Origin of the sequence: Chitinophaga sancti (assembly GCF_034424315.1) — a bacterium.
Lineage (GTDB): Bacteria > Bacteroidota > Bacteroidia > Chitinophagales > Chitinophagaceae > Chitinophaga > Chitinophaga sancti.
In genome coordinates this window covers 7,039,432-7,065,701 of the sequence record NZ_CP139972.1, presented here as the reverse complement: position 1 = coordinate 7,065,701, position 26,270 = coordinate 7,039,432, and the positions used below count along the sequence as shown (strand labels likewise).

Annotated in this window: 27 protein-coding genes; 8 read left to right on the top strand and 19 right to left on the bottom strand. The window is 45.6% G+C overall.

Annotated elements, in window-relative coordinates; translation table 11 throughout:
- The first annotated feature begins 13 nt into the window (after positions 1 to 13).
- Positions 14 to 649, top strand: coding sequence for an HD domain-containing protein (locus U0033_RS27905; protein ID WP_072359765.1), 636 nt, complete (start codon positions 14 to 16; stop codon positions 647 to 649).
- Here the strand turns inward: U0033_RS27905 and U0033_RS27900 are convergent.
- Both U0033_RS27900 and U0033_RS27895 read right to left on the bottom strand, forming a co-directional pair.
- Complete coding sequence (locus tag U0033_RS27900) at positions 629 to 1,633, bottom strand: DUF4421 domain-containing protein (protein ID WP_072359767.1); 1,005 nt, start codon at positions 1,631 to 1,633, stop codon at positions 629 to 631. The genes U0033_RS27905 and U0033_RS27900 overlap by 21 nt on opposite strands.
- A 99-nt stretch (positions 1,634 to 1,732) precedes the next feature.
- Entirely contained in the window at positions 1,733 to 2,224 is a 492-nt protein-coding gene (locus U0033_RS27895) for a metallophosphoesterase family protein (RefSeq protein WP_072359769.1), read from the bottom strand.
- Positions 2,225 to 2,343: 119 nt separating this feature from the next.
- Here U0033_RS27895 and purU point away from each other — a divergent pair, with 119 nt between their 5' ends.
- Positions 2,344 to 3,207: a formyltetrahydrofolate deformylase gene (gene purU, locus U0033_RS27890; RefSeq protein WP_072359771.1), complete on the top strand. Its 864-nt coding sequence runs from the start codon at positions 2,344 to 2,346 to the stop codon at positions 3,205 to 3,207.
- Between the two features lie 48 nt (positions 3,208 to 3,255).
- Here purU and U0033_RS27885 read toward each other — a convergent pair whose 3' ends face one another.
- The 7 genes from U0033_RS27885 to U0033_RS27855 all read right to left on the bottom strand — a co-directional run bounded on the left by U0033_RS27885 (position 3,256) and on the right by U0033_RS27855 (position 9,850).
- Positions 3,256 to 3,468: a hypothetical protein gene (locus U0033_RS27885; protein WP_072359773.1), complete on the bottom strand. Its 213-nt coding sequence runs from the start codon at positions 3,466 to 3,468 to the stop codon at positions 3,256 to 3,258.
- Between the two features lie 53 nt (positions 3,469 to 3,521).
- Positions 3,522 to 4,466, bottom strand: coding sequence for a formimidoylglutamase (gene hutG / locus U0033_RS27880; protein ID WP_072359775.1), 945 nt, complete (start codon positions 4,464 to 4,466; stop codon positions 3,522 to 3,524).
- Positions 4,463 to 5,668 carry an imidazolonepropionase gene (hutI, locus tag U0033_RS27875; RefSeq protein ID WP_072359777.1) on the bottom strand — a complete coding sequence of 402 codons (1,206 nt, stop codon included), beginning with the start codon at positions 5,666 to 5,668 and terminating at the stop codon, positions 4,463 to 4,465. The genes hutG and hutI overlap by 4 nt, the downstream gene beginning before the upstream one ends.
- Positions 5,665 to 7,335 (bottom strand): urocanate hydratase, encoded by a 1,671-nt coding sequence (gene hutU / locus U0033_RS27870; protein ID WP_072359779.1) that lies wholly within the window; start codon positions 7,333 to 7,335, stop codon positions 5,665 to 5,667. Before hutU ends, hutI begins: the two co-directional genes overlap by 4 nt.
- Entirely contained in the window at positions 7,313 to 8,881 is a 1,569-nt protein-coding gene (gene hutH / locus U0033_RS27865) for a histidine ammonia-lyase (protein ID WP_072359781.1), read from the bottom strand. The genes hutU and hutH overlap by 23 nt, the downstream gene beginning before the upstream one ends.
- Before the next feature lie 10 nt (positions 8,882 to 8,891).
- Complete coding sequence (locus U0033_RS27860) at positions 8,892 to 9,374, bottom strand: MarR family winged helix-turn-helix transcriptional regulator (RefSeq protein WP_072359783.1); 483 nt, start codon at positions 9,372 to 9,374, stop codon at positions 8,892 to 8,894.
- An 86-nt stretch (positions 9,375 to 9,460) separates the two neighbouring features.
- Positions 9,461 to 9,850 carry an SET domain-containing protein gene (locus tag U0033_RS27855; protein WP_072359785.1) on the bottom strand — a complete coding sequence of 130 codons (390 nt, stop codon included), beginning with the start codon at positions 9,848 to 9,850 and terminating at the stop codon, positions 9,461 to 9,463.
- Positions 9,851 to 9,944: 94 nt separating this feature from the next.
- Here U0033_RS27855 and U0033_RS27850 point away from each other — a divergent pair, with 94 nt between their 5' ends.
- Positions 9,945 to 10,814, top strand: a complete 870-nt coding sequence (locus U0033_RS27850; protein WP_072359787.1) for a bestrophin family protein — start codon at positions 9,945 to 9,947, stop codon at positions 10,812 to 10,814.
- Positions 10,815 to 10,865: 51 nt separating this feature from the next.
- Positions 10,866 to 12,242, top strand: a complete 1,377-nt coding sequence (gene mgtE, locus U0033_RS27845; protein WP_072359789.1) for a magnesium transporter — start codon at positions 10,866 to 10,868, stop codon at positions 12,240 to 12,242.
- Here mgtE and U0033_RS27840 read toward each other — a convergent pair.
- A complete protein-coding gene (locus tag U0033_RS27840) occupies positions 12,239 to 12,760 on the bottom strand; it encodes a histidine phosphatase family protein (RefSeq protein WP_072359791.1) in 522 nt (173 codons plus the stop codon). The two genes, mgtE and U0033_RS27840, sit on opposite strands and share 4 nt — an antisense overlap.
- 181 nt (positions 12,761 to 12,941) lie before the next feature.
- Here U0033_RS27840 and glmS point away from each other — a divergent pair, with 181 nt between their 5' ends.
- From glmS to U0033_RS27820, 4 genes are all read left to right on the top strand, one after another.
- Positions 12,942 to 14,777, top strand: a complete 1,836-nt coding sequence (gene glmS, locus U0033_RS27835; protein ID WP_072360248.1) for a glutamine--fructose-6-phosphate transaminase (isomerizing) — start codon at positions 12,942 to 12,944, stop codon at positions 14,775 to 14,777.
- A gap of 15 nt (positions 14,778 to 14,792) precedes the next feature.
- Positions 14,793 to 17,003, top strand: a complete 2,211-nt coding sequence (locus U0033_RS27830; RefSeq protein WP_072359793.1) for a DUF4954 family protein — start codon at positions 14,793 to 14,795, stop codon at positions 17,001 to 17,003.
- Between the two features lie 232 nt (positions 17,004 to 17,235).
- Positions 17,236 to 17,775 carry a hypothetical protein gene (locus U0033_RS27825; RefSeq protein WP_072359795.1) on the top strand — a complete coding sequence of 180 codons (540 nt, stop codon included), beginning with the start codon at positions 17,236 to 17,238 and terminating at the stop codon, positions 17,773 to 17,775.
- Positions 17,776 to 17,848: 73 nt separating this feature from the next.
- Complete coding sequence (locus tag U0033_RS27820) at positions 17,849 to 18,412, top strand: DNA-3-methyladenine glycosylase I (RefSeq protein ID WP_072359797.1); 564 nt, start codon at positions 17,849 to 17,851, stop codon at positions 18,410 to 18,412.
- Here the strand turns inward: U0033_RS27820 and U0033_RS27815 are convergent, their stop codons facing one another.
- From U0033_RS27815 to U0033_RS27775, 9 genes are all read right to left on the bottom strand, one after another.
- On the bottom strand, positions 18,413 to 19,459 hold the full coding sequence (locus U0033_RS27815) for a cytochrome-c peroxidase (protein ID WP_072359799.1): 1,047 nt from the start codon (positions 19,457 to 19,459) through the stop codon (positions 18,413 to 18,415).
- Positions 19,459 to 20,166, bottom strand: coding sequence for an MbnP family protein (locus tag U0033_RS27810; protein ID WP_143150699.1), 708 nt, complete (start codon positions 20,164 to 20,166; stop codon positions 19,459 to 19,461). Before U0033_RS27810 ends, U0033_RS27815 begins: the two co-directional genes overlap by 1 nt.
- A 71-nt stretch (positions 20,167 to 20,237) precedes the next feature.
- Positions 20,238 to 21,482, bottom strand: a complete 1,245-nt coding sequence (gene fucP / locus U0033_RS27805; RefSeq protein WP_072359803.1) for an L-fucose:H+ symporter permease — start codon at positions 21,480 to 21,482, stop codon at positions 20,238 to 20,240.
- Between the two features lie 30 nt (positions 21,483 to 21,512).
- Positions 21,513 to 22,295 (bottom strand): L-fucose dehydrogenase, encoded by a 783-nt coding sequence (locus U0033_RS27800; protein WP_072359806.1) that lies wholly within the window; start codon positions 22,293 to 22,295, stop codon positions 21,513 to 21,515.
- Positions 22,296 to 22,340: 45 nt separating this feature from the next.
- On the bottom strand, positions 22,341 to 23,168 hold the full coding sequence (locus tag U0033_RS27795; protein ID WP_072359808.1) for an amidohydrolase family protein: 828 nt from the start codon (positions 23,166 to 23,168) through the stop codon (positions 22,341 to 22,343).
- Between the two features lie 52 nt (positions 23,169 to 23,220).
- Entirely contained in the window at positions 23,221 to 23,550 is a 330-nt protein-coding gene (locus U0033_RS27790) for an L-rhamnose mutarotase (RefSeq protein WP_072359811.1), read from the bottom strand.
- Positions 23,551 to 23,664: 114 nt separating this feature from the next.
- Entirely contained in the window at positions 23,665 to 24,516 is an 852-nt protein-coding gene (locus U0033_RS27785; protein WP_072359813.1) for a fumarylacetoacetate hydrolase family protein, read from the bottom strand.
- Between the two features lie 32 nt (positions 24,517 to 24,548).
- Positions 24,549 to 25,292 (bottom strand): hypothetical protein, encoded by a 744-nt coding sequence (locus tag U0033_RS27780; RefSeq protein ID WP_072359815.1) that lies wholly within the window; start codon positions 25,290 to 25,292, stop codon positions 24,549 to 24,551.
- Positions 25,293 to 25,381: 89 nt separating this feature from the next.
- A complete protein-coding gene (locus tag U0033_RS27775; protein WP_218164015.1) occupies positions 25,382 to 26,164 on the bottom strand; it encodes an SDR family NAD(P)-dependent oxidoreductase in 783 nt (260 codons plus the stop codon).
- Positions 26,165 to 26,270 lie beyond the last annotated feature (106 nt).

The following is a 26,270-nucleotide window of genomic DNA, read 5'->3' as shown; positions in this document are numbered from 1 at the left end:
CTACATTTAGGCTATGAAATCCCATCCACTATTTTATGTCTGGGAAAGCCTGGTGAGCAACTACACCAACGACTCGTTGCTGGTGCAGGAAGGCTTTAATTCCATACTAACCCATTACAATGAATCACATCGGTTTTACCATAACCTGGATCATGTTCAGACATTACTCGTATTCATCGAAGAATACAATCACCTCGTACATGACCTGGAAACACTTCAACTGGCCGTATTTTTCCACGATATCATTTATGACGTTCAGAGGGCTGATAATGAAGAGAGAAGTGCACTGGTAGCCACGCAATTCCTGGAGCAAACCAGCTATCCTCCAGAGAAGATCGCGCTGGTATCAGAATACATCAGGGCCACGAAATCACACCAGAATCCCAACAAAGATTCGGACCTGGATTGTTTCCTGGACTTTGACCTGTTTATACTAAGCGGACCTGAACGCATGTACCAGGCATACGCAAAGAATATACGAAAAGAATATGGCATCTACCCGGATTCAGTATATGTGCCTGGCAGGAAAAAGATCTTACAGTATTTCCTCGACCGGCCCTCGATTTATAAGACAGCTGGTTTCAGGGAGCGGTTTGATGCTGTTGCAAAGGAGAACATCCACAGGGAATTAGAAAAGCTGTCGCTTTAATCCAAAACGCCTTGCTAAACTTATTCTGAAATTACCTGCACCAATGGACTGCCAGGAATTTTCGATGGGTGACTGGCTACGTGTTGTCAGGTTCACATAGTGAATGCCTGCAAAATATTTGCTGGAATTGTAGCCGAAAGAAGCACGTACATTCGTGTTCAGCTCAAGCCCAAACTTACGGAAGTCATTGGCATGATGCCTCAGCAAATGGGTGTAATTGGTACCCAAACCACCGGAGAGAGATAAGGTGAGAAAGAAATGTTGTTTGTAAACAAATGTATAGGCATACCCGGCATTTGCAGCCACACTAAAGATACTGGTGGCCGAATAGGTAATACCATTCATAAAATCCTGCCGTGTGATATTGCGGGGTATCAGGGAAGAATCCCCCTTCATTTTGGCCGTAAAGAGCTCCCCTCCTATCAGGAATGACCCCGCACTCTTTTTTTGATATTCATTCTGCAAATAAGCAGCCCTGTAAGAGAATTTCTTATCGTTAAAGATATACTCTACACTCATCCCTATATTCAAATTACGGATATCAGGACGCACAGGCAACGGGCCTTTTTCATCGAAGCCATTCAGTAAACCACGGGAATTAGCAATGTAATACCCCTTGTACCGCTGTCCATAGAAATCCACGACCAGTTTACGCAGGTAATAATGCGCCTGCAGGTCAATGGCTTTCGTTTTTCCATATCTGTCGGTACTGTTGATGAATGGCAGGTTGAAAGCAACATTGATCCCAAGGAATTTATAGTTGAAACCAAAACCTACGTTGAACGGGGTGTTAGGGCGGTACATAACCTCCGTTTTACGTTTACGATCAAAGATATTGTAGTAGTTATATTTCCTGGACCCGAAAAACCGGGTAGTCAAATCCTTTGTATGATCCTCTATGTAGGCCGTATCATTTTCTGTTTGAAACCAACTTCCTATCTTATCAATGAAAGACGAACTTTGACTCCTGGCGAAATGAAACATACACAGACAAACGGATAATAATATGTATCCTTTGCGCATAAGTGACTATTGTAGTACCTCTAAGATTTTGCAAAAAATGTGCGATTGCCTGTTTACCTATTATTTTGGCAACTCTATCACTTCCAGATTACTGATATTTCCTTCGTTTACGTCGAACCTCAATAAAGTTTTTACCTTATGCCAGCCCTGCTGGCCACATGCCCCCGGATTCATGTGTAATAATTTCAAAGCGGGGTCCGGCATTACTTTTAGTATATGCGAATGACCGCAGATGAACAGTTTGGGGGTATTTTTCAACAATAAGTCTTTGACTCCCGGGGCATATTTGCCGGGATAGCCACCTATGTGCGTGATAAATACTTTTACGCCTTCTACTTCGAAGAACAGGTTTTCAGGATAACGCAACTGTACATCCCTCCCATCGATATTGCCATATACTGCCCTGAAAGGCTTAAAGGCCTCCAGTTCATCTGCAAGAGCAGTAGTACCAATATCACCGGCATGCCAGATCTCATCTACCTTATCAAAGTATTTGAACACCTGGGGATGGAGGTAACTGTGCGTGTCTGACATTAATCCTATCTTCTTCATTAAATTTTCCCTTAGCAGGCCCAAAAATAAAACAGAAATCCGGGATTGGTTTACCGTTAGAAAAAAATCCGGGGAATCCTTTCCCTTTTGTATTTTACATAGTAATATATTTCATTATTATGCAGACTGATATAACCGGCAGACTATTGATTTCCTGTCCAGACCGCCCTGGTATCGTGGCCGGTGTGTCCCAGTTCCTGTACGCCTGTGGCGCTAATATTCTTGATGCCAGCCAGCACAGTACAGATCCCAAAGAGGGCCTTTTTTTTATGCGCATGTCCTTCCAGCTGGATAATCCTTCCTTTACCAAAGGACAACTGGAAAAAGATTTCCAGGAAAAAGTTGCTGCGCCCCGCCAGATGGAATGGCGCATCGACTATCCTGATCGTCGTAAACAAATGGTGATTATGGTATCCCGTTATGATCATTGCCTCATGGAATTGCTATGGCGCTGGCGAAGCGGGGAACTACCAGTAGATATCCCCCTCGTGATCTCTAACCACCTTGAATTAAAACAATTCGTGGAAGACTTCGGGGTTCCTTTCCACTACCTGCCTGTAGATGCGGGCAATAAACGATTACAGGAACAGGAAGCGATTAAACTGATCAGAAGAGCCAATGCTGATTTCATCGTGCTTGCACGTTATATGCAAATCCTCTCTCCTGAATTTGTAAGTGTATTCCCCGGAAGGATTATTAACATTCACCATAGCTTTTTACCAGCATTTGCAGGCGCCAATCCTTACAGGAACGCCTATAACAGGGGGGTAAAACTGATAGGCGCTACGGCGCACTACGTAACCGATGACCTGGACGAAGGCCCCATCATTGACCAGGATGTGGCGAGGGTAAGTCATAAACATGAAGTGACAGACCTGATATTGCTGGGTAGAGATATAGAAAGGCAGGTGTTAACAAGAGCAGTGATTGCACACATCGATGACAGGGTGATTATTCATGGAAACAAAACCATCGTATTTTAAATACAAGAGGCGGGTGATGCACCCGCCTCTTTCTATTACAACTGTTTCTTAATTTGCTTTGCCGGCTTCCTTCTTGTTGTACTCCTCTGTCTTTTTGTGAATATAGTCATCCTCGTTACTGAACTCACCTACCTTTACATTATCATAGGTAAATTCAGTATTCAGCTCCGTGATACCTTTTAGTGGGGAAACACTACCTTCTACGAGCTTAATACGTTGTGCATTCACAAACAGGGGCGCTACAGTTATGGCCGCAGCCATTAATAAAGTGTGAAACTTCATTTTCATTAAGGGGGGGAAGCCCAAGGATAATATTATTTCCCACTTAATAAATATGCCACTGCTTCAAATATGAATGCAGCACCTAGTTTGGCGGTACGCTGATCGATGTCGAAAGAGGGGTTTAATTCTGCGATGTCCATTCCCGCCAGCTTCCCGCTTTGCAGGATGGTCCGGAAGCATTCCAGGAACAAGCCATCCGGACGGATACCATTAAACGCTGTTGCACTTACTCCAGGTGCATATGCCGCTGCAAACACATCCAGGTCTATGGTGAGGTATAATTTATCTGCTTCCCTGATAAAAGCTGCCAATGCTGCCAGCAATACCGTACGGTCCTGGAAGTGAAAAGCATCTGCCTCTATATAGAGGGCATCCAGTTCTCCTGCTATGCTAAATAACTGTTGTGTATTACTTAATTGCTGAATACCCAATGCGAGGTACTGAAATGGGGAATGCGCCTGCGCCAGTTGCCAGAAGCCCGTACCAGAACTCACCCCTTCCTGGCGGAGATCGAAATGTGCATCGAAGTTAATTAAGCCTAAGCGCTTACCTGGTAATGACTGGTATAAACCATGTGCATGCCCGTAAGTGATCTCATGCCCTCCGCCTAACAGCAAGGGTGTATGCCCGGCACGTTTTATTACCTGCACAGCTTCGCTGAGTGCTTGCTGCGCTGCTTCTAAATCCTGGTCAATACAAATGATATTACCTCCATCCATCAGCATTCCATCAAAATGCAGGGGGAAACTCCCCATTGCCTGTCTTAAGGCAGCTGGGCCTTCTGCAGCACCTGCACGTCCTTTGTTTCTGCGCACGCCTTCATCTACAGCGAAGCCTAATAATACAACTCCTTTGCCTGAAGGCAATGCTTGCCGCAGGTCTACACATTTTATTTTCTGATGCCAGCGGCTCACTTCTTCTTCATTGCCATCTATCCTTCCTGTCCACGCTAGCGGTGGCTGGTAATTTGCTTTCATATTTTTTCTCCTCCTTTCCAGACCTGCGAAGGTTTCATTTTTCCCTGGTAATACAAAAGGTCTCTGTAATCATTGGTAGGATACACCTGCAGATCTGCTGCAAAACCAGCCTTCAATTGTCCCACATCCGTTAGCTGCAAAGCTTTGGCTGCCCTGAAAGTCAGGCCTGCCAATACTTCTGCCGAAGATAATTTCTCTGCGGCACTCATCACTGCTGCCTGTAAGAGCAGATCTCCCATAGGCGCGGAACCAGGATTCCAGTCACTTGCAATGGCCACACATGCACCGGCATCCAGCAATTTCCGCGCTGGGGCATAATGCATCCCTAATCCTAATGAGGCACCCGGCAATACAACGGATACAATATCCGCTGCCGCTAAGCGGGCAATATCTGCGGCATCACTGGCTTCCAGGTGATCTGCAGAACAGGCACCCGCTGCTATTGCAACAGCAGAACCACCACTGCTAAACTGATCTGCATGCACGGTCAGAGCAAACCCCAGTTCTTTTGCTTTCAATAAATAGGGTAAAGCCGCTGCTGCTGAAAAAGCTGTTTCTTCAATAAAGATGTCAACCCTCTTGCAATTAATAACAGGTAATAATTGTTCTACTATTTCCTGCAAATAATCTGTACCAGCATAATCTTTTGGGATCATATGCGCGGCCAGACAAGTAGGGATCAGCGTGGCTTTAGTATGCTCGCCCGCCTGCCTGATCGCCTGCAACATTTTTATTTCTTCTGCAACGGATAGACCATATCCACTCTTCACTTCGATCGTTGTCACGCCTTCGAACAAATGCCTGTTTGCTCTTTCAGCAGTGTTCTTTCTTAATGTTTCAATGCTGGCGGCCCTGGTCTTCGTGACTGAATCCCAGATTCCACCACCGGCACGGGCAATTTCGAGATATGTTTTTCCGGCTATGCGCATGGCATAATCACGGTTCCGGTTACCATCAAAGCAGATATGTGTATGGCAATCAATAAAGCCCGGCAGTAATACCGCCGGACCATAAATCAATACCGGCAGTGCATGGGTATACTGATGACGGAGTTCGTTGTAATCACCTACTGCTACAATCTTTCCTTCGTGTGTGACCACACCTCCATCTTCAATGATGGTGAGTTGTGCATCCTGCAATGCCCCTTTCAAAGGCAGGTCTGCCAGGGGTATGATCTGTGAAAATGGTCCTATAAGTTTCATCTGTACAAATCAAATTGAGTGGCTACTTGCCGTGCTTTTTCATAACCTGCATCTGCATGCCTGTAAATGCCCAATGCAGGATCATTGAACAATACCCGTTGCAGGCAGGCTGCGGCCCTGTCAGTACCATCTGCCAGTACTACCATACCTGCATGTTGTGAATAACCCATACCTACGCCACCACCATGATGGAAAGATACCCAGGTAGCACCACCACCTGTATTCGCCATCAGGTTGAGCAAGGTCCAGTCAGATACTGCATCAGAGCCATCTTTCATAGATTCTGTTTCCCTGTTGGGAGAAGCGACAGAACCGCAATCCAGGTGATCTCTTCCTATAACGATCGGCGCTTTTACTTTACCACTCCGTACCAGTTCGTTGAAGATCAGGCCCGCCTTTTCACGCTCTCCCAATCCCAGCCAGCAGATCCTGGCAGGCAATCCCTGGAAGGCTACTTTCTCCTGTGCTTTTTTCAACCAGTTGATCAGTGGTTGGTTGTCAGGAAATGCTTCCATCAAAGCCTGGTCTGTTGTATAAATATCCTGTGGATCACCGGATAATGCTACCCACCTGAAAGGACCTTTTCCTTCGCAGAATAAGGGCCGGATATAAGCAGGTGTGAATCCCGGAAAATCAAATGCATTGGGCTCTCCGCCTTCTTTTGCAAACTCGCGCAGGTTATTGCCATAGTCAAAGGTAATAGCACCTTTGCGTTGCAATTCCAGCATGAATCCTACATGTCTTGCCATGCTTTTCAAAGCGAGTTGTTTGTAGCCGGCAGGATCATTTTTACGCAATTCGGCTGCTGCTGCCAGGGTCAATCCATTCGGTACATAACCGTTGATAGGATCATGTGCAGAAGTCTGATCTGTCAGTATATCAGGAATAATATTATCCTGCAATAATCTTTCCAGCATATCACCAGCATCACTCACCAGTCCGATGGAAAGGGCTTCTCCCTTTGCCATTGCATCTTTTGCCCAGCTGATCGCTTCTTCATAAGAGTGCGTGATACGATCTATATATTTGGTAGCAATGCGTTTCCTGATCCTGCTCTCATCCACATCTGCACCTAAGAACACAGCACCTGCCATGGTAGCGGCCAGTGGCTGTGCACCACCCATACCACCAATACCTGCAGTGACCAGCAGTTTTCCTTTCAGGTTATTATTAAAGTGCTGACGGCCGCATTCTACAAATGTTTCATAGGTACCCTGCAGGATACCTTGTGTGCCAATATAGATCCAGCTACCTGCTGTCATCTGTCCGTACATCATGAGCCCTTTTGCACGCAGTTCGTTGAAATGCTCCCAGGTAGCCCATTTCGGTACCAGGTTACTATTTGCCAGCATGACTCTTGGAGCCTGCGGATGTGTACGAACAATGCCTACCGGTTTACCGGATTGCACTAACAGTGAATGATCTTCATCCAGGGTGAGCAGGGTTTCAATGATCTTTTGCAATGCTTCCCGGTTACGTGCTGCCTGGCCAATACCGCCATACACCACCAGTTCGTCGGGGTTCTCGGCTACCTCACTATCCAGGTTATTCAGGAGCATGCGCAGGGGTGCTTCCGTTTGCCAGGAGCGGGCGTGCAGCTCAGGGCCACGGGGGGCCTTGTAATGGGGATGCGCTGCGTATTGCTTAATAAAATCCAAACTGGTCATGATAAATACCGTTGAGTGATAAATGATTGGCCAGGGCGGTTTCATTGGCTACCCTGACGATAGATTGCTGGCGTATGATTGTATGTAACTGCTGAATGTCGTATGCGAAAATGCGGTCTTTGGCAGCAAAAGGAACTGACTCTCTTACAAAAGCATGTACGGCTTCCAATACCGGGCCTGATGTAAGTGGGCGTCTGAAATTCACGGCCTGTGCGGCATACAACAATTCTATCGCCAGTATATATTCGAGATTATCTATTACCTGGTGCAGCTTGCGACCACTGATAGATCCCATGCTTACATGGTCTTCCTGTCCTAATGAAGTAGGCACGCTATCCGCGCTGGCAGGGAAACACAGGGTTTTATTTTCTGTAACAAGAGCGGCGGTAGTATACTGGGGTATCATAAAACCGGAGTTCAAACCGGCATCTTCTATCAATAATTTAGGCAATCCATACCGGCCTTCAATCATCATATAACAACGGCGATCTGAGATATTGCCCAGTTCTGCTGCTGCTACCGTAGCGTAATCCAATGGCAATGCCAGGGGTTGTCCATGGAAATTACCTCCACTGATTGTATCATCTGCACTAAAGATGATCGGGTTATCCGTTACTGCATTCAGCTCGATCGTTACCAGGTCCAGCAAGTGCAGCCAGGCAGTGCGGGAGGCGCCATGTACCTGGGGCATACAGCGCAGGGAATAAGGGTCCTGTACCCTGCCACAATCTACGTGTGCTGCCATAATTCCGGAGCCATCCAGCATGGTTTTAAGACGATGTGCCACCAGCTGATTGCCCGGGAAAGGCCTGATATCATGAATCCTGGGGTCAAATGGACGGGCTGTGCCCATCAAACCTTCCAGTGATAAAGCACCCACAATATCAGCCGTCTCCAGTGCATTGTGCAATCTTTGTAATGCAGTCACGGCAAAAGAGAGAATAAATTGTGTACCATTGATGAGGGCCAATCCTTCTTTAGGGCCCAGCGCAACAGGTGCCAGGCCTTCTGCCTGTAACACAGCGGCCGATGATTGTCGCTGTCCTTTATAATATACTTCACCCAATCCGATCAATGGCAGGAACAGGTGTGATAATGGGGCAAGGTCACCAGATGCGCCTACGGAGCCTTTTTCAGGCACCACCGGTGTAATGTGTTCATCGATCATCCAGAGAATGCGTTCCAGCGTAGCCGGGGCCACACCTGAATAACCCTGTGCCAGCGCATGTACCTTGGTAATGAGCATTACCCTTGCTACCGTAACCGGGATGGGGTTGCCCACCCCAACACTATGGCTTTGCAGGATATTATATTGTAAGGTGCGGGTATCTTCTTCATTGATCCGGGTGTCGCAAAGGGGGCCAAAACCAGTATTGATGCCATATACCGTACTATGTTGCGAGACGATGGTTTGTACATGGCCGTAACTGGTGGCGATACGATCAGCCACTTCCGGCACCAGTACTCCTTTCAATTGCCCGTCGGCAATGGCAAGGGCTTTACCGGGAGTGAGCTGATCTACCCCGTATTTGAATTGGTGTATCATGTATAAATCGTTATTTCATTGCTTTTAAAATCCTGGTGGACAAAGCTGCTGCTTCCACACTGTTTTCCACAGCAGTCACTGCTTCCAACACCTGTCTGCTCATTTTGTTTTCATCCGCCAGTTCGGTCATAGCCTGGGAAATGGCGACCCATATAGGCTGAATCTGTTGCAGCATTTCTTCACCTTTCTTACTGAGCATCACCAGCTGACGGCGTCCATCATCCGGGCAGGGAGCGGTTTTCACCAGGCCCTTCTTTTTCAGGCTGGTTACCAGCTGACTGATCGCTGAGTGACTTACTTCCAGCTGTGCTGCAATGTCGATCAGCGGCATGGGCTGCTCTTTGCCTAATATGTAAAACACCGGAAACCAGCTGGCCTCAAAAGGAATCCCTGCCTGCTCATATACCTTATTTACCTCGCTCAGGAAGTATTCACTCAATCGCCGTAAGCGGCTGCCAAAGACCAGGAAGCCTAAAGAAGAATAGAAACTCATGAATTATATAAGTACTTATATATCTAGATACAATAATAAGGAATTATTCAATTCCTTTTATTGAGACAATCGGTCTATTATGTTAATTATTTCTTTCTGACATCGAACCAAACAGGCGCCGAGTCAGAAGGATCTCCATTGTAGTTGATCTGCAATTCTTCTCCCTTCTTAATCTCTCTACGGGTGATGATACTCATGGTTTCTTCATCAAAATCCATTTCGTATATGCAATTGGGATCGTAAGAGTGGTTGTAGATGGAACAAAAACCCAGTGCTATGCAGGAACGGGTTTCACGCACACCCCACAAAAAAATGTAATTATGCAACTTTGTCTTATCCACGATTTCCGTGTCATCATAAGATAAAACGAGTACAGGCGAGGTCTCTATTCTGGTACCTGCAGGTATTCTCTCTTTTGTAAATACACCACGGCCCTTGCCCTTTGTCTTATCGACGTATAAATATGGTTTAATCATATAGCTGTTAAAACTTCGTAAAGTAAAGGTAAAGGAAGAAGTTATCAAAATCAGGCATAAAAATTTTAGGTTTGCGGAAATCTAACGTTCAAAGATGATTGATTACAATCCAAAGGCCTGGTTTACATTTATATTCAGGATACATAAGGCCGATACTGTACGCAAGTTGTTCCCCATGTTCATTGCCATTGGTTGTTATTCAGCTGTGGTCGCTCTTTTAGAGCTAAAAGTCCTGCATCTGTCTGATATTGCTGAATGGAAAAATATTGTGTTTGTGCATAGTGTGCTGGGGTTTGTTATCTCCCTGTTACTCGTATTCCGTACTAATACCGCTTATGATCGCTGGTGGGAAGGTCGTCGCCTGTGGGGTAGCCTCGTGAACAACAGCCGTAACCTGGCCATCAAGCTCAATTCGATGTTGCCGGTGAGCAACACTGCTTCCAGGGATTTTTTCAGGGCCATGATTCCCAATTATGCATATGCGCTTAAAAATCATCTGCGCGCCAGGTACCTGGTGGAAGAAATGGATCTGAGCCAGGGTGCTCCTATAGATGATAAGAAACATGTTCCTAACCAGATAGCCGGTCAGATCATGGCACATGTCAATGATCTGTACCGCAAGCAGCAGCTTTCAGGCGACCAGTTAATTCTTATAAAGGATGAACTGACAGCTTTTACGGATGTTTGTGGAGCCTGTGAGCGGATCAGGAACACGCCTATTCCCTTTTCTTACAGTGTATTTATTAAGAAGTTCATTTTCTTCTATGTAATGACCTTACCTTTTGGCTACGTATTTACGGTAGGTTTCCTGATCGTGCCTATTGTGGTTTTCATTTTCTATGTACTGGCCAGCCTTGAGCTGATTGCAGAGGAAATCGAGGACCCATTTGGTTTTGATGCCAATGACCTGCCGACAGACACTATTTCTGCCAACATTCGTAAGCATGTGGCAGAGATATTGTGATGTTCCAACGCCAACTTTCTTTAATTTCGCCACCTGACAGCCTTTTGGACTATGGAAAATGAAGCTTTACTGGAAAAATTTGAGCAGCTGATCAAGGAGCAAGGCTACCAGGAACTGAGAGTGTACCTGGATGACCAGCTCATTACTGATATAGCAGAACTCATTCATGAATTGCCGGAGCAGGCGGGCATTATTATTAATAATTTGTCCATAGGCCGGGCAGCGGCTGCTTTCAGGATATTGGAATTCCATGTCCAGGAAGATGTGATCAGGGAATTGCCTGCTGCCAAAGTAGCTGAGCTGCTGAACGAGCTCCCTGCCGATGACCGTACTTCCTTTTTGGGAGAACTGCATAGTGATGTTGTAAAAGAACTGATCAAGCTCCTCAACCCCGAGGAACGCAAGATCACCCTGAGCCTGCTGGGTTATAATGAGACCAGCGTAGGCCGTATCATGACGCCTGACTACATTGCTGTCAGGGAAGAATGGTCGGTAAAGCAGGTACTGGACTTCATCCGTGAATACGGTAAGGATAGTGAAACGATCGATGTAATATATGTGGTGGATGAAAAGGGTAAGCTGATCGATGACTTCAGGATCAGGGAATTCCTGCTGGTAGCCACCGATACCATGGTGCACACCCTGATGGATGACCGCTTCGTAGCCCTGCATGTAAATGATGAACAGGAAGAAGCCATCCAGATCTTCAGGATGGAGAACCGGGTCGCCCTCCCTGTAGTGGACGACGAAGGGATCCTGCTCGGTATCGTGACCATCGACGATATGTTGTGGATTGCAAACGAAGAACACACAGAAGATATCCAGAAGATCGGTGGTACCGAGGCCCTGGATGAACCTTATCTTGATATCCCCCTGTTAAAGCTGGTAAAGAAACGTATTGGCTGGCTCGTGATCCTCTTTATAGGTGAAATGCTTACTGCTACTGCCATGGCCTTTTTCGAAGGTGAAATCGCCAAAGCAGTCGTACTGGCATTGTTCGTTCCACTAATTATTTCCAGTGGAGGTAACAGTGGTTCACAGGCCTCTACTCTCATTATCCAGGCTATGGCACTGGGTGAAATTACCCTGACGGACTGGTGGAGAGTAATGCGCCGTGAGATCATTTCCGGCCTGCTGCTGGGTGGCGTACTGGGTATAATCGGTTTTATCAGGATTGTATTCTGGAACTCTCTCTTCCATAGTTATGGAGAGCATTCCATATTGGTAGGCCTTACAGTGGGTATTTCACTGATAGGCGTAGTATTGTGGGGAACCCTATCCGGTTCTATGCTACCGCTGATCCTGAAAAGACTGGGTGCTGACCCTGCTACTTCTTCCGCCCCTTTTGTGGCTACACTGGTGGATGTAACGGGATTACTGATTTATTTCTCAGTAGCCTTTGCCCTTATGAAAGGCACCCTGCTTTAATACCGGATACGCTTACAAACGGCCGTATCCCTGCTTTTCCGAACGATAAATAAACTACTATAATCCGCTTCTTTGACGGAATCTACTGGTGTCTTTGATTTCAATGAATGAATCACTGGCACCAGTGTTTTTTGTTGCCCTATGATCAACAAGCGCTTGCCCCAGTCTTCTCTGCGGGTAATTTCGTACAGCAATCCCTCCCCTGAAGAATCAGGTGTATAGGTAACCGTATCTATATTTAAATAGGCTCTGAGTGATTCTGCAGTTTCCCTGGCAGAAGCATATGGAGTAATATATATACGTTGTACCCCGGAGTCTTTCAGCGTCCGGTACAAGGCACCTGCCTTCGCATAGCCACTATCAGTGAGCATTGTGGAATCGCACTCCTGCGCATGCCTTACGAGATAAAAAACACCGGTCAGGAACGTACTGTCTTCTGACACAGGTACCGGCTGCCGCTCAGACAATGGCTGCTGGCATGCTATACAGCATAACAGTAATATTACAACATATCTCATAGGATAACTTATTCAATTTCTGCGACAAATTACGCATTTTCTCCGCATTCCCCACAGCTTTATCCCCCTAACCCTATCATCATCATTAGATTATATTTAAACTTTCTTACCCATTATCTGTATGATTTTCACATTTTTTAGGCATATTGCAGCCCATCTCCATGTAAAACTGAAAAATATTATGTGCGGAATAGTCGCTTATATAGGCCAACGAGAGGCCTACCCCATCGTTCTTAAAGGATTAAAAAGGCTTGAATATCGCGGTTATGATAGTGCCGGTGTTGCCCTGATAAATGACGGCCTCAAGGTCTATAAGAAAAAAGGTAAAGTATCCGAACTGGAAGATTACCTGACCGGAAAGAACACAAGTAGTCACATTGCAATTGGTCATACCCGCTGGGCCACCCATGGCGAACCCTGTGACCGGAACTCACATCCCCATGTTTCAGGTAATGGCAAGCTGGCAATGATCCATAATGGGATCATTGAAAACTATACCCAGCTGAAACAGGAATTGCTGAATAAAGGACACCATTTCACCAGCGATACCGATACCGAAGTACTGATCCACTTCATTGAAGAGATCCAGCAAAGCAATCAATGCAGCCTGGAAGAAGCCCTCCGTATTGCCCTGAAGAGAGTGGTAGGTGCCTACGTGATCGTGATCATAGACGAAGATAACCCTGATACGCTGATCGCTGCACGTAAAGGTAGCCCACTCGTAATCGGTGTAGGCAAAGGCGAACATTTTCTCGCTTCCGATGCCTCACCTATCGTAGAGTATACAAAAGAAGTTGTATATGTGAACGATTACGAAATCGCCATCATCAAGGCAGATGAACTGATCCTGAAAAATATCTCCAACGAAAGACAAACACCTTATATACAGAAACTGGATATTGAACTGGCTGCTATTGAAAAAGGCGGTTTTGATCACTTCATGCTCAAAGAGGTGTTTGAACAACCACAAACAATTCTCGATAGCTTACGTGGCCGCCTGGATGCTAAAAAAGGAACATTGACGATCGGTGGTATCCGCGATCACCTGTCACAACTGGCAGCGGCTAAGCGTATTATCATTGTAGCCTGTGGCACTTCCTGGCATGCCGGCCTGGTAGCAGAATATATGATCGAAGAACTGTGCCGCATACCCGTAGAAGTAGAATATGCTTCTGAGTTCCGCTACCGCAACCCGGTGGTAGGCGAAGGTGATGTGATCATAGCAGTATCACAATCCGGCGAAACTGCCGATACCCTCGTGGCTATTGAAGCTGCCAAGAAAAAGGGCGCAACCATCTTAGGTGTGTGTAACGTAGTAGGTTCTTCCATTGCACGTATTTCTGATGCAGGTGCTTATACACATGCCGGTCCTGAAATCGGCGTGGCAAGTACCAAAGCCTTCACCGCCCAGCTGGCAGTGCTTTGCCTGATTGGTTTGAAAGTAGCCATGGAAAAAGGCACTATTACCGAACAGCGTTTCCAGCACCTGCTCGATGAGCTGGATCACATTCCTGAAAAAGTAGCTGCTGCCCTGCAACTGAACGAGCAGATCAAAGCGATCGCAGCTAAATACAAAGATGCACGCGACTTCCTTTACCTGGGTCGTGGCTACAATTTCCCCGTAGCGCTGGAAGGTGCACTCAAACTGAAAGAGATCTCTTATATACACGCAGAAGGATACCCTGCTGCCGAAATGAAACATGGCCCTATCGCACTGGTAGATGAAAACCTGCCCGTGGTCTTTGTGGCTACACGCGACAGCTATTATGAGAAAGTAGTTTCCAACATCCAGGAGATCAAAGCCCGCAAAGGCAAGGTCATTGCCGTAGTAACAGAAGGTGACCTCACCATTCCTGCTATGGCAGACGATGTGATCACGGTACCGGAAGCAGACGAACTGGTAGCACCAATCGTTTCCGTAATTCCTTTACAGCTGCTGGCCTACCACGTGGGCGTACTGAAAGGATATGATGTGGATAAGCCAAGAAACCTGGCGAAGTCTGTGACTGTTGAATAATATCAAACCGCTTACATGAACCTGATACAGAAAAAACCGCTCACTGAGCTGGGGTACAATTTTGTAGCAGCGCCTTATCTGCCGGAAGGAAAAGATGAATACTATCTCCGTAATCAGCAATGGGGAAAGTCAAACATCTACCGGCACCTGTCTGCTCTGGAGATAGAGACCCTTGTTAGAAATGACAACACTTCTGACAACTGGAACAATATTTCTGTCACGAATGAGTTCAATCCCCAACTTGTTAAGCATTGCCATTTCTTTGGCCTGGTACGTATTGGTAAACTGGAACCCTACTTCCTGGAATTCCATAACCTGCGACTGCCCGTGGGCTTGTACAATAGTACAATTGCTTCCTGCGACTTCGGCGACAACGTAGTTGTGCACAATGTGAACTTCCTCTCCCATTACCTGATCGGCAATGAAGTGATGATCTGTAATGTGAATGAAATGGCCACTACCGGTCATGCTAAATTCGGGAACGGTATAGTGAAAGATGGCGAACCCGAAAGTGTACGCATCTGGCTGGAGCTCTGCAACGAAAATGGTGGCAGGTCTATCATGCCTTTCGATGGCATGCTGCCCGGCGACGCATGGCTGTGGACACGCAACCGCGACGACAAGGCGCTGCAGGATCAATTCAAATCCTTTACCGAACAACAGTTTGACAAGAAACGAGGTTATTACGGTATGGTAGGCGATCGATGTGTGATCAAGAATGTGAGCATCCTGAAAGATGTAATGATCGGCACAGATGCTTACCTGAAAGGTGCGAATAAAATTAAGAATGTTACCATCAATAGTAGTGCAGAAGCTACCACACAAATAGGTGAAGGATGTGAGCTGGTGAACGGCATTGTAGGCTATGGATGCCGCGTGTTCTATGGTGTAAAAGCGGTTCGCTTCATCATGGCATCACATTCACAGCTTAAGTATGGTGCGCGACTGATCAACTCCTACTTAGGGAACAACGCCACTATCTCCTGCTGTGAAGTATTGAATTCACTGATCTTCCCGGCACATGAACAGCACCATAACAACTCCTTCTTATGTGCTGCACTCATCATGGGCCAGAGTAATATGGCTGCCGGTGCCACCATCGGTTCCAATCATAATTCAAGAGGCCCCGATGGCGAAATCATTGCAGGACGTGGGTTCTGGCCGGGCCTCTGCGTAAGCCTGAAACATAATTCCCGCTTTGCGACCTTCACCCTCATCGCCAAAGGCAACTATATGGCGGAGATGGACATTCCATTTCCATTCAGCCTGGTCATTAACGACGAACAGCATAATTGCCTGAAGATTATGACCGGCTACTGGTTCCTGCATAACATGTATGCACTGGCGCGTAATTCCTGGAAATACCTGGATCGTGACAAACGTACAGATAAGACACAGCTGATCGAATACGATTACCTGGCACCTGATAGCGTGGAGGAAATGATTCATGCAATGGCACTGATGGAAGCCGCTACCGGTAAGGCATGGTACCTGCACACAGCAACTGATTACAGCGAACTGACGGAAATGGATTACCGGCAAAAAGGACAGGATCTCCTGCTTAATCACCCCAATGATGTAGCGAAACTAAAGATCCTTGTAAAAGGTGTGGAAAATAGCAACCGTGAAGTGCTCTTATTGAAAGTACACAAAACCTATCCGCTGTTCCGCGCACTGATCGTATTGTATGCTGTGAAAAACGTCATGCAGTTTGTAGAAACAAATGACATCAAAACATTTGAAGCTATTCACAACATTGCGCTCACCGCACAACGCGAATCCTGGCATAATGTAGGCGGACAACTGATGCCGGCATCTACCCTGCATACACTGAAAGAAGAGATCCGCGCAAACAAACTCAATAGCTGGGCAGATCTGCATGCGAAATACCAGGAGATAGGCAGTCAATATGCTACGGATAAATTGCAGCATGCTATCGCATCACTCCTGTATGTACAGGAAAAAACAATTGCTGATTTTAATATCGATTTCTTCGATGAATGTTTGCAGGCTTCTATACAAACGCAAACAGTCCTGACAGAAAATATTCAAAAATCCAGGGCGAAGGATTATGAGAATCCATTCAGAAAAATGACATATGAAAATGAAGCAGAGATGGATGCGGTTGTAGGTAAACTGGATGACAACAGTTTTATCAAACAAACGAAGGAAGACCTGCTTGTATATAAACAGAAAGTCAAAACGCTGATTAAATTGCTCGCATAAGCTATTATACACCTCATAGAAAAAGCCTCATCATGTAAAATGATGAGGCTTTTTCTATACCCTGTCTCTAAGGCCAAAAGATCATTATAAGGACATTAAAAGGTCACCTGTATATCGATTAGATATTGAGGTGTGCATTAAGCGATGTATTAGTACTCATTTAGTAACGAAGATGCACTATATGCCAATACTTATCAGTATTATTGATCTTATAATCCCAAAATTGTTTGTTATGGCTATTGTTAAAGACAGTTTACTGCTTCAGGCTGTTAGAGGTTCCCTCGGCGATGAAATCACGATTTACGAACGGAATGGCAGGATCATTGTCGCAAAGAAGCGTGGTCCGTCAAAGAAAAAGCCCACAAAGAATCAACTCGAAGCCAGGTATAAGATGAAAGTTGCGGCGGCTTATGCAAAGGTCATCCTGCTGGATCCTGAAATAAAGGCATATTACAAATCCCTGGCCGGACCGGGGCAAAACGCTTTTAATATGGCAGTGAAAGATGCTTACAGATCTCCTGAAATCCAGGATATTCACTTCGAAGACACCACTGTAGTGGTCACTGCAAAAGATGAATTTAGGATAGCGGAAATAAGCGTACGTGTAGTCGATGCACAAGGTAATTTACAGGAAAGAGGGCAGGCTGTATTAGGCAGAAATGGCGTGAACTGGTACTACCAGGCAAGCCACTTACCCCCCAGGGGAAAATTAATCATCGTAGCAGTAGATTTACCCGGAAATGAAACGGTGAAAGAAATACCACTTACATAAGCATCGCACATAAAAAGTAAAAACCTGCCTCATAATACCTATGAGTCGCCCCCTTTTTGTTTAAATTGCAGCTATGGAACCAAATCGCTGCTCCTGGTCTACCAAAGACCAGCTTTATAAAGACTACCACGACAATGAATGGGGCGTTCCCCTGCACGATGACACCCGCTTGTTCGAAATGATTAATCTCGAAGGTGCCCAGGCTGGCCTGAGCTGGTACACCGTGCTTACCAAAAGAGAAAACTACCGCAAAGCATTTGATCACTGGGATGCCAAAAAGATTTCCAAATACACGGATAAAAAGATTGAAGCACTCATGGCAGATGCTGGTATTATCCGTAACCGCCTCAAAATAAATGGAACGATCCTCAATGCGAAAGCATTCCTGGAAATACAAAAGGAATTCGGCAGTTTTGATACATACATCTGGAGTTTTGTAGGTGGCAAACCGATCGTCAATCATTTCAAATCCCTGGGCGAAGTGCCTGCTAAAACTGCTATTTCTGATGCCATGAGCAAGGACCTGCTCAAGCGTGGATTTAAGTTCGTAGGTTCTACCATCTGCTATGCATTTATGCAGGCAACAGGAATGGTGGATGATCACGTAGCTGACTGCTGGAAGAGAAAGAAGAAATAATTAATCTTCTATCATCACCTCACTATAGGCTTCATTCTTTAGAAAATGTTTATCCGTCAGGGTGTTTAAAAACATATAGAGCTGCCGTTGTTCCTTTGGCGACAATTTCATATCGCGTACTAAAGGATCAACGGTATTTCCTTTCTCCTGTCCATGATCATACATGGCAAACACCTGGAAAATATCGAAGAAACGGCCGTCGTGCATATAAGGAGCACTCACCAATACATTACGCAAGGATGGCACTTTAAACTTCATATAATCTCCTGTATTATTCGTGATGCGCATCCGCCCCATATCATTCATATTCGGGCTATAAGGCAGTCCATTATTTCTTGCACTGAAGTCTGTAAAAAAAGGTTCTTTATGACAGCCAGCACATTTCTGCCTGAAAGTAGTGTATCCTCCTGCTTCTTCGGCCGTGAATGCAACACCTGGTGCTCCCCTTTTCACGCTGTCATATCTGCTGTCAAAGCTGATCATGGTGGCCATGAACTGCACCAGGGCTTTGAACATTCGCTGACTGGTCACCTCTTCCGTACCATAAGCCGCCTTGAATAGCTGCTGGTATTTCTCATTACACTTAAGTCGCTCTACCAGTTCATTCAATGGCATATCCATTTCATTTTCCGCTATGATAGGCGACATCGGTTGTACGTCCAGGTGATTGACCCCTCCATCCCACATGAAATCCTTTTGCCAGATGAGGTTGAATAAAGTGGGTACAGAACGTTTTCCCAGCCTGCCATATACGCCATGCGCCAATGCATGGTCAAAATGCCCGAATGCCGCGACCTGCTGATGGCAGAATCCACAGGAAACAGAACTATCCCTTGATAACTTAGGATCATAGAACAGGTATCTGCCCAGTGCAATGCCTTCTTTTGTCAATGGATTCTTAGAAAAATCATATGCAGGTTTCGGCAGACTATCAGGTAAGCTAAGCGTTACATATGTGACACCAGGCCCCGGCCCCCTCCCCCTGAAACTTATGCCCAGCAGGAACAGGCAGAATGCCATGATTACAAATGTTGTCTTCAGATTCATTATTTCATTTTAATGGAAAACATATGACTGTAATTATCAGCGATCCGGTCACCTATCATACCCGGTGTCATAAAACCCGCCGTTTCGCTGAAGCGGATGGGATTTGGGCCATTGAACCATGTGCCGGCATCAGCCACCAGGTTGATGGCAGCAGTTTTCTCTGCGCTCACTTCAAAAGGCACAGGTAGCTGTACTATCCGCTGAGACTGATGTGCACCCCTGTAACCACCGATGTGAAACTGCAATGCATGCCCGGGTAAGCGGGAGGCCGGAGAGGTACCTTCCAGCTTTGCCATAATATAACCGCTGTTCCAGGTCCAGAACATGCCATAAACAGGGTCTAAAGCGCCGCTTTGTGCACCGGTACAGTTCATGATACTATCCACGCCGATCATAAAAGAAATGGCCTTAAATCGCCCCAATGGCAATCCTGTAAGCACGATCTTTTTACTGGCAATACTATCCTCACTGACCAGGAAGTATTCGGGGCTAAGTGTCAGCACCTGCCCCAGTTCATCTGTAAAAGAGAAATTACTGAGATAATATTTGAACTTCGTAATGGTAAAGGTATCTCCCTGTGCGGTGTAATAAGTTTTATTTGCCCGCATAGCCTGATGGTTCACCTCGTGGGTCAGGGTGAGTGTGACGGATTGTGAAAGGGCCGCCTTACCGATCAAAAGGGAGAAGAATAGCAATAAGCGATTCATGAACCGAATGTAGTCAAAAAAAAATAGCTTCTGCGGATGGCAGAAGCTATTTACATATTTCATGATGAAAATCATCGTTGTTTGTAGCCCCAGCCACCAAAGTAGAACACCACCGCGAAACAGAGCATTGGTATTACATAGGCCATGGCTGTAGATTGTAAATCAGCAACTGTACCCATTACATAAGGCACAATTGCGCCACCTACGATGGCCATGATCTGGAAGGAAGACGCTTTTTTGGTATGCATTCCCAGGTCTTTTACTCCTAAGGCAAAGATGGAAGGGAACATGATAGACATGAAGAAGAAAATAGCCATCAACGCATATACAGAGATCTCTCCCTGGCCGGCAATCACCAGTATGCAAAGGAGCATGTTGATAAATGCGTAGACCATCAACAACTTATTCGGCCTTATTTTCCGCATGATAGCGGTACCTACAAACCTGCCTGCCAGGAATAATCCCAGGCCGATTGCCAGTAATGAAGAGGCCTGTCTACTGCTGGTGCCCTTCCAGTATTCCGTGACATAGTTTATGAATAACGCAGCCACGCCTACCTGGGCAGCTACATAAAAGAACTGGGTAATGATACCCCATACAAAATGAGAATGGGAAAATAATGGCCTTGCTTTTATACCGGCCTCGTTTCCAGCCTCCTTATCTTCCCTGATTTCCGGTAAAGGAGTACGGAAAAAGAACATGGCAATCAGGACCACAACGATACCTATAACGAGATAGGTTGTCTGCACAATAGAGAGGTCCTTAGCATCTGCTGCTATTGTTTGCTCCTGCAGGAACAATTGTCCGCCGATATAAGCACCTAATGAGGAACCCGCGCCATTGAAACACTGGGATAAGTTGAGGCGAAACTCGGACGTCTCACTTTTACCTAATACTGTTACATAAGGATTTGCCGCCGTTTCAAGACAGGCCAAACCGCAGGCAAGGATAAACAATGCTGCCAGGAAACCGTTGAAACTCAGTGCACCTGCAGCTGGATAAAACAAAAATGCACCTGCTGCATACAACAGCAGTCCCAACAGGATACCCTTTTTGTAACCGTATTTATTCATGAAGAAACCCGCCGGTAATGCCATGAGGAAGTAAGCGCCGAAATAAGCAAACTGCAACAGGGTGGACCTTCTCTTGGTAACTTCCAATACATCCTGAAAATGCTTATTTAAAATGTCGAGCAATCCATAAGCAAATCCCCATAAAAAGAACAGGCTTGTTACAAGTAAAAATGGAAACAGGTAACTTTTGTTCGAATCAATGTTTGCTTTAACTGTGGAAGTGGGCATTGCGGCTCCGGCCATTGTGGAAATTTTAATACATTAAAAAATAGACTAGCTCACAGATCTGTCCAGATGGGTATAACCACCATCTACATAGATAATCTGGCCGGTAGTATGAGACGATGCGTTGGACAATAAAAATACTGTCATGTTAGCAATTTCTTCGGAGGTGGTCATTCTCTTCTCTAAAGGAATTTTAGATACGATAGCAGCCAGTTTCTCCTTTGGATCAGGCAAGGATTTGATCCAGTTTTCATAAAGAGGGGTCCATACTTCTGCAGGGATCACGGTATTTACGCGGATGCCGTAAGGCAGCAATTCTACTGCCCATTCACGGGTCAGTGCATTGATACCACCTTTTGAGGCTGCGTAACCGCTGGTATTACCCTGACCGGTTTCAGCTACTTTGGAGCCGATATTTAAGATGCTGCCCTTAGTCGTTTTCAGGTAAGGCAGTGCGTAGTGCGCAAGGTTATAATAGTGAGAAAGGTTTTTCTGAAGAGAGGCCATGAATTTTTCCGGGCTGCCGTTTTCCAGGCCCACTCCGTCATTCACGCCGGCATTGTTTACAAGACCATCGATGCGGCCATATTCGGCTATTACCAGGTCAATTACTTTTTTACAATCTTCCACTTTGCTCAATTCGGCAGCAACGTTAAACGCTTTGCCACCGTTAGCTTTGATCGCAGCTATAGTTTTATCATTATCGGCTGCATTTCTTCCAGTCACTACGGTAATACCGCCTTCAGCGGCTATCAGTTTGCAGATGGCTTCGCCTATTCCTTTTGCACCGCCGGTAACAATAAATACTTTATCCTTTAATCCCAGATCCATGTGAAAGATTTAAATATTGTTTAGAATAATGTTATGTGTTTAGTTTTATAGGCCATAAAATGCAATCGCATTTCCTCCCATTATTTTCGCCTGCTCTGCTGATGAAAGCTTACTGATATAATCAGTTACAATTGCTTTTACCTGTGTATAGCTACCTGCTACCTGGCATACCGGCCAGTCGGAGCCAAACAATAGTCTGTCGGGGCCAAAAGCTTCCAGGCATACTTCCAGGAATGGCGCAAAATGTGCCGGTTCCCAGTTGTTCCAATCAGCTTCTGTAACCATACCACTGAGTTTACAATATACATGCGGATACTGCGCGATAGCCCGCATTTGTTTAGCCCAGTTATCCACATCCCCGGTCCTGATATAAGGCTTGGCCAGATGATCAATTACCAGCCTGTGATCCGGAAATTTTTGTACAAACGTGCTTACTGCCGGCAGTTGTACCGGGTAAACCAGGATGTCGTAAGTAAAATTATATTTGGAAAGGAGATGTATACCCCTGCAAAAGTCTTCCCTGATAATAAATGCGGGATCAGGCTCGCCCTGAACAATATGCCTGAAACCTTTCAGCACAGGAAACTGGCTATAATGTGCCAGCCTGTATTCAAGATCTGCATCGCGCAGATCTATCCATCCCACTATGCCTTTAATAAAATCATGCCCGGCAGCAAGGCCCAACAGGAAATCAGTTTCTACTTCTGACTGGTCTGCCTGTACTGCGACACAGCCATCTACATTGTTTTGCGCCAAAACCGGTTGCAGGTGTTGTGGAAGAAAATCCTGCTGAATCACTTTCATATCATCAGTGATCCAGGCATCCCTTACAGGATGATATTGCCAAAAATGCTGGTGAGCGTCTATGATCATTTTTTCATAACGTTTGCTTCCTAACTAAATGCGCTATCGTCGTAGTCTCTTCTTACAATGCAAAGATCTTCTCCATAAATATCCATTTCTCTCCAGGCTTAGCCACTGGTAATGCCTGCTGGTATTTCCACATCAGTGCTTCCCACTCCTGTACTTTGGGGTTAGCTGCATCTGCGGCATCTTTCTTTTCAAATGAAAAGGTATCGTCTACTTCCATGATCATAAAGAGACGATCCATAATACGGTAAATTTCCATATTCACAATACCGCTGTCTAATATACTCTTTTTTATCTCCGGCCATATTTCCTTGTGATACGCTTCGTACTCAGCGATCAAAACCGGATCATTCTTCAAATCTAACGCAAGACAGTGCCTTTTCATATCCTGGCAAATTACAAGTTTAAAGGAAATAAATGTCAGAAATACAATAAGTGGAAAATTTAGCGGTCAGACGGCAAAGGCAGTCTGACCGCATTAAAATGTCTTACAGCTTTCTTATTTGAAAGCAACCGCTGTTTGTTTGGATGTACCCAGGCCATCGATACCCAGTTCAATCACATCCCCGGCTTTTACATATACATTTGGTTTCATTCCCAAACCTACGCCTGCTGGTGTACCTGTAGAGATCACATCGCCTGGCAGCAGGGTCATAAACTGGCTCAGGTAGGATACGAGGAATGGGATCTTAAAGATCAGGTTGGCTGTGGTACCATCCTGCATGGTTTTACCATTCAGGGTTAACCACAGACGCAGGTTGTCTAAATCTTTAATTTCCTCTTTGGTTACCAGCCATGGGCCGAGCGGTGCAAAGGTGTCATTGCTTTTCCCTTTCACCCATTGTCCGCCACGTTCCAGCTGGAATTCCCGCTCGCTATAGTCGTTGTGCAATGCATAACCGGCTATATACTCCAGCGCATCTTTCTCTTCCACATAGCTGGTTTTCTTACCAATTACCACAGCCAGTTCCACTTCCCAGTCAGTTTTTACACTGTTGCGGGGAATGATCAGATCATCATTCGGCCCTACCAGCGCGGTAGTACTTTTGAAAAATACGATTGGTTCCTGTGGAATTGCTGCGCCGGTTTCCTTTGCGTGGTCAGCGTAGTTCAGACCAATGCAAATAATCTTAGAAGGCCTTGTGATAGGACTTCCCAGACGGGTACCTGCAGGCACGGAAGGACAATTTTTTTCATTTTGTGCCCACCATGCAGCCAGACGGTTCAGACCATCTGTAGCCAGGAATTGCTCTCCAAAATCTTCACCGAATGCGCTTACATCAAACATGCCAGCTTCGGTTACTACTCCCGGCTTCTCAGCTCCCGGTGCTCCAAATCGTATCAGTTTCATATGTTAATTGTACTTTGTTTTCTATTTAACACTTATCTCAGTGAATTGATCTTCAGGTGACCATTTTCCACTTTGATTTCCACGAGGTTAGTATATTTTTTGTTCATGATCTGCACCAGGAACACCTGCTCCGGATGGGATGCTGAATGCACGATACCTGTGGTGGCTTCTGCCGGTACTACCGTGCCAATAGTTCTGTTAGCACCGCCGAATTCTGCATAGATCTTTACAGAATCAGGTGTAGAAACAGGCAGTTTTTTCACAATCAGGTCAGCGATGATCGTACCGGATTGTAACTGTTGCTCGTAAGAATCAGTGGCTTTCATATCCAGACTGATAGTACCTAAACCTGCTTTTTCTTCAGTATAATGCCAGATTGCTTCAGGAGGTGTTCCTACCTGGTTGATCTTTGCACTTCCGTTATCAACGCTTGCGTGATAATACCTGGTACTATGGTCACTTTTCAGCACACCAATGTATACACTGTTAGGTTTATCCCATACGGCACGGTATAGGTCCTGTTCGGCCACATCTCTTGCCAGTGGCAGTTCAAACGTTTTGTCTGAAGTCTGTCCGTCTGCTTCGAAATGGATAGAGATACGTGTCGTATCTGCATCTGCCGGGAAAACTACGTCTACCTTACCCGATGGTGTAGCTGGTTGAAACGCAGCTGATGTGTCTGAGCCCTGCTGGTCACCGCCAGCCTTGGTACCGTTACCGCCACATGCGTACAATAAGATTGTGGCTGGTATGATAACTGACCAAATAGATTTCATGAATAATGGAATTGTGGTTGATTAATTACAAATTAGAATTTACGAATATAAGATACCTTTTGTCTTATTCCATAATTCTTTACTCATAATTAATTATTAAGCTTTATAAAACCACCATCCAAAGGATAATCACAGCCGGTAATGAACCCTGCCTCTTCAGAACACAGGTACAGTGCCAGGGTACCTACTTCTACCGGCCGGGCCATACGTCCAATTGGTTGTGTCTGAGAGAGTTTCTCAAACATTTCCGCCTCTTTACCGGGGTAGTTTTTGGCAATAAATCCGTCTACAAATGGTGTATGCACACGTGCAGGAGACACACAATTACAGCGGATACCATCCTTAATAAAATCTTTTGCCACGGAGAGTGTCATGGTGAGTACAGCCCCCTTGCTCATAGAATAAGCGAACCTGTCAGGGATGCCTACGCTGGAAGCAATACTCGCTACGTTCAGGATCACGCCGCTTTTTTGAGCCTTCATCTGACCAATTACGGCATACATAGCGTTGTAAGTACCTTTCACATTCACATTATATACCCTGTCCAGATCATCTTCTGAAGTGGTGTCCAGCCGGCCTACGTGGGCAATACCTGCGCAGTTTACGAGGATATCGATACGACCTGCGGCAGCAGCGATCTTCTCCATCACAGCGACAACTTCCGACTGTTTAGCTACGTTGCAGCCATATACAGCAGCTTTACCGCCTTCGGCAGTGATGTCTGCAGCTGTCTGGCGACCACCGTCTTCATTCAGCTCTATGATGTGAACACTGGCACCCTGCGCACCAAATACCTTCGCAATTGCCTGACCAATGCCACTACCACCACCCGTGATGACTGCCACTTTATTATCTAATCTAAACAGGTTCATAATTTCCTTATTTTATGGGTTCTAAAATAGCTTTTTTAACAAGGGAAAATCTATCTTTTTTTAGCAGTATTCTATACTTTATTACCATATTTCAAATTTTTTAAAT